This is a genomic window from Aeromonas sp. HMWF015 (genome assembly GCF_963878965.1).
Lineage (GTDB): Bacteria > Pseudomonadota > Gammaproteobacteria > Enterobacterales > Aeromonadaceae > Aeromonas > Aeromonas veronii.
This window is the reverse complement of the sequence record NZ_CAWNZT010000085.1, coordinates 1-4,156: the sequence shown is the minus strand read 5'-3', so window position 1 is coordinate 4,156 and position 4,156 is coordinate 1. Positions and strand designations below refer to the sequence as shown.

The window sequence follows — 4,156 nt, the reverse complement described above, 5'->3', positions numbered from 1 at the left end:
AAGCGTCCATCCAGCTGATAGCCTGACCGGTTGCACCGTTGATTAGTGCCATCTGGCCGCCCTGTGCCCACTGGCTAAGCGCGGTTGCGCCGGAGTAGCCATCGACGGCAACCCATACGGCGTCACCGGAGATCTGGCCCGGGTAGGCGAAGAACAGGAAGGCACGACCAGCCAGCGCCGGGTTCAGGAAGTTTTTGCCGGTACCACCGAACACTTCCTTGGCCATCACCACACCGAAGGTGATACCCAGAGCAGCTTGCCACAGGGGCAGCTCGGGCGGCACGATCAGGGCAAACAGGATGGAGGTCACGAAGAAGCCTTCGTTGATCTCGTGCTTGCGTACCATGGCAAACAGCACTTCCCAGAAGCCACCGACCAGGAAGGCGGTCAGGTAGATGGGGAAGAAGTGGGCTGCGCCGATCATCATCTTGCTGCCAATGCCGGCAACAGCGGGATCGAGGGAGGCACCCAGCATGGTCGCCAGCGCATATTGCCAGCTGCTGGCACCGGCTGCCGTGCCCATGTGGGCGATCGCGGCAATGGCCTGGTTACCAACGTTGTACATGCCCCAGAACATGGCCGGGAACACGGCCAGCCACACCATGATCATCATGCGCTTCAGATCGAGCGCATCACGAACGTGGGAGGCGTTGCGGGTTACGGAACCCGGGGTGTAGAACAGGGTATACGCCGCTTCGAACAGGGCGTAGTACTTTTCGTACTTTCCACCCGGTTCGAAGTGGTGTTCCATTTTTTCAAGAAGTTGCTTGAAACTCATCGCTTAACCTTCCAGTTCAATCTTGGTCAGGCACTCACGCAAGATGGGGCCGTACTCGGTCTTGCCGGGGCAGACGAAGGTACAGAGGGCCAAATCTTCCTCATCCAGCTCCAGGCAGCCCAGTGCTTGCGCACCGTCGGTATCGCCGGAGACCATGTCCCGCAGCAGCAGGGTCGGCAGGATGTCGAGTGGCATCACCCGTTCATAGTTGCCGATAGGCACCATGGAGCGATCACTACCGTTGGTAGTGGTGGTGAAGTTGATCAGCTTGCCCTTCATCAGATGAGAAAGGGTGGTGCGGGTGATGGAGAACTTGTTGGCGCTGGGGTTGATCCAGCCCAGGAACTCTTTCTCGCGACCTTCGCCCAGTACGCAAACCTGATTGTGGTAGCGACCCAGATAGTCGTGAACACCGTCAGCCTTGGCACCGCTCAGCAGAGAACCGGAGATGATGCGGTTTTCGTCAGCGCGCAGCTCGTTGTTGGTGAGCTGGCTGATGCAGGCACCCATGCGGGTACGCAGCAGACGCGGCTTGAGCACGTTCGGGCCAGCCAGGGCGATCACCTTGTCAGTGAAGATCTGACCGGTGGTGAACAGCTTGCCGAATGCGATCACATCCTGATAGTTGATGTGCCACTGCACCTTGGTGCTGCTGACCGGATCCAGGAAGTGGATATGGGTACCCGGCAGACCGGCAGGGTGCGGACCAACGAAGATCTCTTCCTTGACCTGAGCCAGCGGAGAGTGGGGCAGACTGCCTTCGCCTTTACAGACGTAGACGGCGCCATCGGTCAGGCGGGTCAGTACGGCCAGACCATCGAGGAAGGCCTGCGGCTGTTCCTTGATAATCAGCTCGGCATCGGCTGCCAGCGGGTTGGTGTCCATTGCAGTCACAAAGATGGCGCGCGGGGCAGACGCTACCGCGGGGACTTTGCTGAACGGACGGGTACGCAACGCAGTCCACTGACCTGATGCGACCAGGATCTCTTGCACCTTGCTGCGCTCGAGCTTGGCCAGCTCGGCAGAGGCAAAATGCTCAAACGTCACCTGTTCATCGGAACCGTCGAGGTCGATGACCACTGACTGGAGAACACGTTTGGCACCACGGTTGATCTCTGAAACCACACCGGTGGCAGGAGCTGTGAATTTAATGCCCGGATTCTTCTTGTCTTCAAAAAGATCCTGACCTTTGATGACGCGATTACCTACTTTGACGAACATAGTAGGTCGCATCCCCACAAACTCCTCGCCCAGTGTCGCAACACGGGTGATGGCGGGGCCATCGTAGATTACTTGCTCTGGCGCACCCAGCACGGGGATGTCCAGTCCTCTTTTGATTGTAATCATACTTACTTGCACTACCGTTACGGGAGAGGTTGGTTAGCGCCGAGAAATACATCACGACGGGTGGTTGAATGAGTCGGTGTTGTGGTTGCGCCAGGTGGGCAGGCTCAACAATTATTCAACATGCAGGCTCACTCAAAAGCGCTTGAGTTTACCACTTAAGGTGCATTTTCTGCCATGCCAAATGGGCAAAATCCCCGTGCCATCACAAAATTAACCTGCAATGAATAAGCCCCCGACACCTTGTAAGTAGTGGTTTTAAAGGTTTTTTTATTTCGATACCTCGATAGGGGTATTTGCCGTTGTCTCCACTATCAGCAAAAAGCCTTGATGCCGAAATATACCCCCTTGGATGTAGCCTTTTCGGGGCTAAAGGGGGAAATATGTTTAATTTTTGTTGGCAGGTTCTCGAGGGGAATCCTGTGGTACAACCGGTTTCAGGAGAGTGACGGTTTGCCAACGCAGCTCGGGGTGCGCGGGGCATGGCCTTTTTCCTGCCACTCGCTTGTCGTGTAGGTATGCAACGCCAGTGCATGAACGGCACCGGCCAGCTCATCGGCCAGTACCGCATTGACCTGACGATGGCGGGCCAGCAGCCGCTGCCCTGCAAATTGCTCGCTGACGATCACCACCTTGAAGTGGCTCTCAGATCCCGGTTCCACACGGTGCATGTGGCTCTCGTTGATCACCTCCAGCACGGTGGGGGAGAGGGCGGCGCTCAGCTTGGCTTCAATCAGTTGTTGGATTGTCATCGGATCGGCTTCCAGAGTGAATGTCGGGCCATTCTATCGGCAGTCGCGGGATGGAATAAGCCCCCGTAAGAGGGAAATCACCCGTCAGTTGCCCCCTTGATGCGCATCGAACTGGTGAAATTCCTGCTCCTCGCTAGAATAGCGCCACTTTGCGTCGCCCCTGGCGCCTGTATACACGAATCAAGCCGAGGTTGGACTCTTCCTATGCAAACCCTTCTCGACACTCCCCATTGCCAGCTCACGCTCTACCGCTATCCGCGCCAGAGTCAGGAGACCCTGCAAGCCTGGGATGCGGCTGACGAATATCTGATCAACACCCTGGCGGAGTCCCCCCTCGAGCAGGCGGGCCCCGTCATCGTCATGAATGATGGCTTTGGCGCGCTGGCCGCCTATTTACATCCGCACTCCCCCTGCTGTGTCACCGACTCCTACATCAGTGAGCGGGCGACCCTGGCCAATCTGGCCGAAAACGGACTGGATGCGGGTGGTATCCGCTTGCAGGATGCGCTGGCGCCGCTGCCCGATGCCCCTGCGCTGGTGGTGATCAAGGTCTCCAAATATCAGGCACTGCTGGAGCAGCAACTGCTGGCGCTGCGGGAGGTGGTGACATCGGCAACCCGCGTTATCGCTGCCGGCAAGGCGAAGGATATTCATACCTCCACCCTCAAGTTGTTCGAGAAGTATCTGGGGCCTACCCGTACCTCGCTGGCCTGGAAAAAGGCGCGCCTCATTCACTGCGAGCCGCAGGCAGAACGTCCCGCGCTGGCCAATCCCTTCCCGACGGTCTGGCCGCTGGAGGGCAGTGACATGCTCATCCACAACCATGCCAACGTCTTCTCACGTACCAGTCTCGATATCGGCGCCCGCTTTATGCTGGACAACCTGCCCATCCACAGTGCCCGCAAGGTGATCGATCTGGGCTGTGGCAACGGGGTGCTGGGTCTGTCGCTGCTCGCCAAAGACAGCGAGGTGGAGGTGACCTTTATCGATGAATCCTATATGGCGGTCGCCTCGGCACAGCTCAACGTCGAGCACAATCTGCCTGATGCACTGCCGCGTGCCCGCTTTATGGTCAATAACTGTCTCGACGGGGTGGCGGTCGGTTCGGCGGATCGGATCTTCTGCAACCCTCCTTTCCATCAGCTGCAGGCGATCACCGATCATATCGCCTGGCAGATGTTCAGTGATGCGCACCGGGTGTTGCCTCAGGGGGGGGAACTCTGGATAGTAGGCAACCGTCATCTGGACTATCACAACAAACTCAAGCGCTTGTTTGCCAACG

The 4,156-nt window shown here is 57.8% G+C and carries 4 protein-coding genes; 1 reads left to right on the top strand and 3 read right to left on the bottom strand.

The genetic code is table 11. From position 1 onward, the window contains the following. The 3 genes from nqrB to AACS18_RS03755 form a co-directional block, all read right to left on the bottom strand. Positions 1-778, bottom strand: a 778-nt coding sequence (gene nqrB / locus AACS18_RS03765) for an NADH:ubiquinone reductase (Na(+)-transporting) subunit B (RefSeq protein WP_108613737.1), incomplete at its 3' end; no start/stop codon positions are given. A 3-nt stretch (positions 779-781) separates the two neighbouring features. Further along, positions 782-2,125: a Na(+)-translocating NADH-quinone reductase subunit A gene (locus AACS18_RS03760; RefSeq protein WP_108613736.1), complete on the bottom strand. Its 1,344-nt coding sequence runs from the start codon at positions 2,123-2,125 to the stop codon at positions 782-784. 434 nt (positions 2,126-2,559) lie between these two features. Then, on the bottom strand, positions 2,560-2,874 hold the full coding sequence (locus AACS18_RS03755; RefSeq protein WP_181363397.1) for a BolA family protein: 315 nt from the start codon (positions 2,872-2,874) through the stop codon (positions 2,560-2,562). A 204-nt stretch (positions 2,875-3,078) separates the two neighbouring features. Between AACS18_RS03755 and AACS18_RS03750 the strand changes: the two genes are divergently transcribed. Further along, a partial coding sequence (locus AACS18_RS03750; RefSeq protein WP_108613735.1) for a methyltransferase occupies positions 3,079-4,156 on the top strand: 1,078 nt, incomplete at its 3' end.

Coding starts and splice junctions, on each gene's coding strand:
- AACS18_RS03760 (WP_108613736.1), bottom strand. CDS start 2,125: ATGATTACAATCAAAAGAGGACTGGACATCCCCGTGCTGGGTGCGCCA.
- AACS18_RS03755 (WP_181363397.1), bottom strand. CDS start 2,874: ATGACAATCCAACAACTGATTGAAGCCAAGCTGAGCGCCGCCCTCTCC.